Annotated in this window: 5 protein-coding genes; 3 read left to right on the top strand and 2 right to left on the bottom strand. The window is 62.4% G+C overall.

The genetic code is table 11. The features are described from left to right. Together NW841_RS11600 and NW841_RS11595 are read left to right on the top strand one after the other, a co-directional pair. The coding region (locus tag NW841_RS11600) for a S9 family peptidase (protein ID WP_414386503.1) at positions 1 to 1,699 on the top strand (1,699 nt) is incomplete at its 5' end. A 23-nt stretch (positions 1,700 to 1,722) separates the two neighbouring features. After that, on the top strand, positions 1,723 to 3,837 hold the full coding sequence (locus NW841_RS11595; RefSeq protein ID WP_414386502.1) for a transglycosylase SLT domain-containing protein: 2,115 nt from the start codon (positions 1,723 to 1,725) through the stop codon (positions 3,835 to 3,837). 19 nt (positions 3,838 to 3,856) lie between these two features. Here the strand turns inward: NW841_RS11595 and NW841_RS11590 are convergent, their stop codons facing one another. Next, complete coding sequence (locus NW841_RS11590; protein ID WP_414372547.1) at positions 3,857 to 4,141, bottom strand: DUF3082 domain-containing protein; 285 nt, start codon at positions 4,139 to 4,141, stop codon at positions 3,857 to 3,859. A 47-nt stretch (positions 4,142 to 4,188) separates the two neighbouring features. Here NW841_RS11590 and NW841_RS11585 point away from each other — a divergent pair, with 47 nt between their 5' ends. After that, positions 4,189 to 4,908: a J domain-containing protein gene (locus NW841_RS11585; RefSeq protein WP_414364957.1), complete on the top strand. Its 720-nt coding sequence runs from the start codon at positions 4,189 to 4,191 to the stop codon at positions 4,906 to 4,908. On the opposite strand, the gene NW841_RS11580 is transcribed toward NW841_RS11585, so the two are convergent. Continuing rightward, entirely contained in the window at positions 4,905 to 5,342 is a 438-nt protein-coding gene (locus NW841_RS11580; protein WP_414386505.1) for an SDH family Clp fold serine proteinase, read from the bottom strand. The two genes, NW841_RS11585 and NW841_RS11580, sit on opposite strands and share 4 nt — an antisense overlap. Positions 5,343 to 5,413 lie beyond the last annotated feature (71 nt).

The following is a 5,413-nucleotide window of genomic DNA, read 5'->3' as shown; positions in this document are numbered from 1 at the left end:
GGTGTATTTCTGCAACTTTGCCGATCAACGGCTCTACCGCCTGCTGCCGGGGTTGGCTCCCCAGCCCCTCACCGAGCCCGGCCCCTACCGTTATGCCGACGGGGTGGTGGACAGGAGGCGCCGGCGCATCCTCTGCGTGCGCGAGGATCACAGCCAGCAAGGAGAGCCAGAAAATACGCTGGTGGCCATCGATCTAGAAAGCGGATCCCAGCAAGTTTTGGCTAGGGGCCACGATTTCTACGCCAGCCCGCAACTGAGCCCAGACGGTCAGACCCTGGTGTGGCTGGCCTGGGATCACCCCCAGATGCCTTGGGACGGCACGGAGCTGTGGCGGGCGGAAGTGGCTCCTGACGGCAGCTTGGGAGAACCCCAGAAACTCGTTGGCGGCCCGGCTGAGTCCATTTTCCAACCCCAGTGGTCGCCGCAGGGGGAGCTTTACTTTGTTTCCGACCGCAGCGGCTGGTGGAACCTCTACCGCTGGGATCCCTCAGGGCCGATTCCCCTCTGTCCTATGGAAGCAGAGTTTGGGGAGCCCCAGTGGGTGTTTGGCCTGAGCACCTACGGCTTTTGTGGGGATGGGCAAATCCTGGCCATCTATCGGCAAGAGGGGCTCTGCCACCTGGCGCTTTTGGATCCGCGTTCAGGACGGCGGCAGGAGCTCCCCCTGCCCTACACCGAGCTCCACAACCTTCAAGTTAGCGGCGAAAAAGCTGCCTTCCTGGCCGGATCCCCCAGCGAAGCCATGGCCTTGGTCGGTCTGGACTTACCTTCTGGCCAATTGGAGGTGGTGGCCCGCTCTAGCAGCGCGGCGGTGGATCCTGGGTACTTGTCGATCCCTGAGCCCATCACCTTTCCCACTTCTGGCGGGACAGTGGCCTACGGCTTCTTCTATCCTCCCAAGAACCGCGACTTCGTGGCCCCTGCCGGCGAAAAGCCGCCCCTGCTGGTGAAAAGTCACGGCGGGCCCACGGGAGCAACAGCAGCCGTGCTCGACCTGGGGATCCAGTACTGGACCAGCCGCGGGATTGCCGTTTTGGATGTCAACTACCGCGGCAGCAGCGGCTATGGACGGGCCTACCGGGAGGCCCTCAAGGGCCAATGGGGCCTTGTGGACGTGGAAGATTGCATTGCTGGAGCCCGATTCTTGGCCCAACAGGGCCGGGTTGACGGCGAGCGATTGCTCATTCGCGGCAGCAGTGCCGGCGGCTACACGACCCTGGCAGCTTTGACGTTTCACAGGGTTTTCCGCGCCGGCGCCAGCTACTACGGCATCAGTGACCTAGAAGCGCTGGCCCGGGAAACTCACAAGTTTGAGTCCCACTACTTGGAGAGCTTAATTGGCCCCTACCCCCAACGGCAGGATCTCTACCGAGAGCGCTCTCCCCTCCACCACCTAGAGGGTCTCAACTGCCCGATCATTTTCTTTCAAGGCCTAGAGGACGCCATCGTTCCTCCCAACCAAGCAGAGAAGATGGTAGTTGCCCTGAAGGCCAAAGGGATCCCGGTGGCCTACGTGCCCTTTGAGGGAGAGCAGCACGGCTTCCGCCAGGCGGCCAACCTCAAGCGGGCGCTGGAGGCAGAGCTTTACTTCTACGCCCAGATCCTGGGGTTTCCCCTGCCAGAGCCCCTCGAGCCAGTTCCCATCGCCAACTGGAGTCCTCCCTGCCCTGGCTCGGCGCCTCCCCGTTGGGTATCGTAGTCAAGGAGCTGGGGGAGGGGGGCATGGGGAGCCTAACCAGCAACCTCTGGAGGCAATGGGTGGCCGCGGCCTTAGCAGCAGGCGGAGTCCTGGGCGGTGCCCTCTGGGGCTTTTACACTTCTTCCTGGGCAGAACCCGTTGAGATGGCGGCGGTGCCGCCGGCATCCCCAAGCTCGACTTCTGGCGCTGCCTTTTTGCGCGCCTACAAAGCCCTCCAGGGCGGCCAAGCCCAAGCGGCCTTGGAGTCCTTACAAGGCTTGGAAGAGAAGCTGCCAGTTCTCACTGATGAAATTTGGAAGCTCAGGGCCCAGGCCTATGAAAAGCTGGGGGATCGAGAAACTGCCCGCCAAATCTGGTGGCCCAAGATCTTGCGGGAGTATCCCCACAGTCCTGTAGCCGCCTATGCCCTGTGGGGAATGGGCCAGGTGGAGCAACTGCGACGGCAATTTCCCACTCACCCCTTGACTGCTCGCGCCCTCCAGCACTTGCTGCAGCAGCATCCCGACCGCTACGACCTACTGCGGGATCTGGCCCAACATCACCCGCAAACCCCTGGGTTAACGCCCCTCTTGGATCGCTGGCGCCAAGCCCAGGAGGGATCCCTCACAGCCTCCGACTGGCAGATCCTGGCCGATGCCTACTGGGAGCAGCGGGAGTACGGCAAAGCCGCCCGCGCCTACAAACACGCCCCTGCCACCCCCCAAAACCTCTACCGCCAGGGCCGCAGCCACCAAATCTCGCGGGAGTTTCCCCAGGCCAGGGCCGCCTACCAAGCGCTGCTGGCGCAATTTCCCGAGGCTGCCGAGGCCTCCCTCACCCAGCGTCGCCTGGCCGAGCTGAGCGACCTGCCGACAGCCCTTCAGTTGCTCCGACAGGTGGGATCCGGCTCGAATCCAGAGGCCCCAGAGGCCCTGCTCAGCCTCAGCCAGCTTTATGAACGCAACGACAGCCCGCAGTCGGCCCAGGCGGTGCGGCAGACCCTTTGGGAGCGTTTCCCGGCCAGCGAAGCAGCGGCCAACGCCGCCTGGACGGTGGCTTGGCGCCAGGCGCAAGCGGGCAATCTCAGCCAAGCCATTGCTCTGGCCCAGCAGATTGGCTTGGCCCAGCAGGATACGGAAATGGGGGCGCAACTGCTCTACTGGGCAGGCAAATGGCGGGAACGCCTGGGGGATAGGGCGGCGGCACGGCAAACCTATCAGCAGGTGCTGCGGCAGTTTCCCCACACCTACCACGCCTGGCGGGCAGCGGCGCAACTGGGCTGGCCAGTAGGAGATTTCTCCAGCGGGCGCCAAAGGGTTGAGGTGGACTTTCAGCCGGTGCGCCAACCGTTGCCAGGGGTCTCTGAGGCCACGCAAACTTTGCATCTCATCGGCGCCAGCCAACTGGCCTGGGAGCGCTGGCAGGGGGAAACGGCCCTGCGGCAACGGGATCCGCGCCAGATGAGCGTGGCCGAGCGCTTTGCCAGCGGCATTTTGCGCAACAACGCTGGCGAGCACCTCCAGGGGATCAACCAGGTGGCTGCTTTGCGCTTCAGCGCCGAGCCTGACCCGCTGCTGCCGAGCTTGAGGCAGCGCCAGGATTTCTGGCAGGCTGTCTACCCGCTGCACTACTACGCCGACCCGGAGAACACGTGGGAGGGAGATCCCTATGCCCGGCCTGGGCTGGCCTACTGGTCGCGGCAGTTTAACCTGAATTCCCTGATGGTGGCAGCCTTGATCCGCCAGGAATCCCGTTTTGAGCCGGAGATTGTCTCGGCCTCGGGAGCGCTGGGCTTGATGCAGGTGATGCCTGCCACCGGCCGCTGGATTGCCCAAAAAGTTAGTCTAGCCCAGTACAGCCTCACCAACCCTGCCGACAACCTGCGCCTGGGATGCTGGTACTTTGACTACACCCACCGCACCTATCAAGACAACACCCTGCTGGCCCTGGCCAGCTACAATGGCGGGCCTGGCAATGTCGCCAGATGGCTAGGCCGCTTCGGCTTTGAGGATCCCGATGAATTTGTGGAGCGGATCCCCTTTGCCGAAACCCGTGGCTATGTCAAGTCTGTCTTTGGCAACTACTGGAACTACTGGCAGCTCTACACCCAAGAGGGGCGCACCTTGGTCAGCCAGCGCCTCCGTCAGCGTCCTGGCTAACCAACTCCCTCGACTGCGGCTAGGATCGGTGCCGAGAAGAGGTCAGCCGTTCTCCCAGCAATTGCAGCGAGTAGGCTGCCAGCCCCAGGCCCACCATGACAAACATGAAGGTGATCAGGGAAACGGATCCCACCAGCAGGTAGCGCACCAGAATGCTGATCCCCCGCGCCAGGGATCCGCTTTCCAGGTCGATTGGCGGCAGCTTGGCCAGCATCGAGAGCAGCAATTGTAGGAACCCATAGCCCAAACTGGCAGCAAAGGCAGCCCCCACGAGGGCGTTGAGGGGATGGGAGGAGGACGGCATGGGGCAGCACCGGAAAACTCACCATTATTGTAGGCTCCAGGTACAATATGAGCGTTTGTTCTGAGAACAAAATGATGGGGAGCGGGTCTGAAGCAGTTTCCCACTACGAAGTGTTGGGGGTTTCGGTGCTGGCGACGGCAGCGGAGATCAAGTCTGCCTATCGCCGTCTGGTCAAGTACCACCACCCCGACAGCCTCCTGGCCAAAAAAGATCGGGCTGCCGCTGAGCGTATTCGCCAGATCAACGCTGCCTATGCGGTGCTTAAGGATCCGCAAGCCCGCCGCGAGTACGATCGGCAACTGCGCTCCAATTACGCCCCGCCCCGCCCCCAGCCCACTGGCTCCCCATCAGAGACGGTCAGCCAGGAGGCTATTGCCCGCGAAGCCTGGATTCGGCAGGTCTACACTCCTCTGAACCGAGTTTTGGGGCCTTTACTGTCTTCCCTCAGGCCGCAGTTAAATGCCTTGGCGGCAGATCCTTTCGATCCCGATTTGCTGGAGGCCTTTGGCCTGTATCTGGAGGAGTGTACGCAGAAACTGACCCAAGCTCAGCAGATCTTTCGCCGCCTTCCCAATCCCAGCAGCCTAGGGGGGGTGGCTTCTCGCCTCTACTATGCCCTCAACCACTTGGAAGATGCCCTGGAGGAGCTGAGCTATTTCCCGCTAAACTTCGACGATCGCCACCTGCACACTGGGCAAGAGCTGTTTCGACGGGCGGAAGGGTTGCGTCGAGAAGCCATGGACACCTACGCCCAGAGTTCGCCCTAGCGAGACCGGCTGCCGGGTGGAGAGGGGCGGGAATCGTAGGGGGTGGGAATGTACTGCACGGAAGGACGGCCTATGCTGGCTTGTGGGTAGAGATCCATCAGGGCGTAGATCTGGGGCGGCAACTCGGTGGAGATGGGCAGGCCCAGCTCCTGCGCTTCTTCAGCCGTAATCGGGTAGTCGTGGGTTACCCGCCCGCTGGTCAGAGCCTCGATGAGGGGCTCAACACGTTCGGGAGCAATTTTGCGCTTGGGCACCTCGTCCTTGAGCAGCTCCCGCACAAAGTTCTGTACCTGTTGCATCGCTTTGCGGGCCAGATCTGCCAGGATCAGCGTCTGGTCGTCGATCTCGGCAATGGGTTTTTCCGCCACCACCTGCAAAATGCTGGCGGCAGCGTAGCCCCCTATCTGCGGATCGACCGGCCCTAGGACAGCAATGAACTACCCCACCGCGTAGGCGGGTGGGGTTTCCTCACCCGCTTGACAGCAGAGCTTTTGTCTCTTCTTCT

The sequence above is a fragment of the Synechococcus sp. H60.3 genome (assembly GCF_047462295.1).
Taxonomy (GTDB): Bacteria; Cyanobacteriota; Cyanobacteriia; order Thermostichales; family Thermostichaceae; genus Thermostichus.
This window is presented reverse-complemented; position numbering and strand designations above follow the sequence as displayed.

Coding starts and splice junctions, on each gene's coding strand:
- NW841_RS11595 (WP_414386502.1), top strand. CDS start 1,723: ATGGGGAGCCTAACCAGCAACCTCTGGAGGCAATGGGTGGCCGCGGCC.
- NW841_RS11585 (WP_414364957.1), top strand. CDS start 4,189: ATGAGCGTTTGTTCTGAGAACAAAATGATGGGGAGCGGGTCTGAAGCA.
- NW841_RS11590 (WP_414372547.1), bottom strand. CDS start 4,141: ATGCCGTCCTCCTCCCATCCCCTCAACGCCCTCGTGGGGGCTGCCTTT.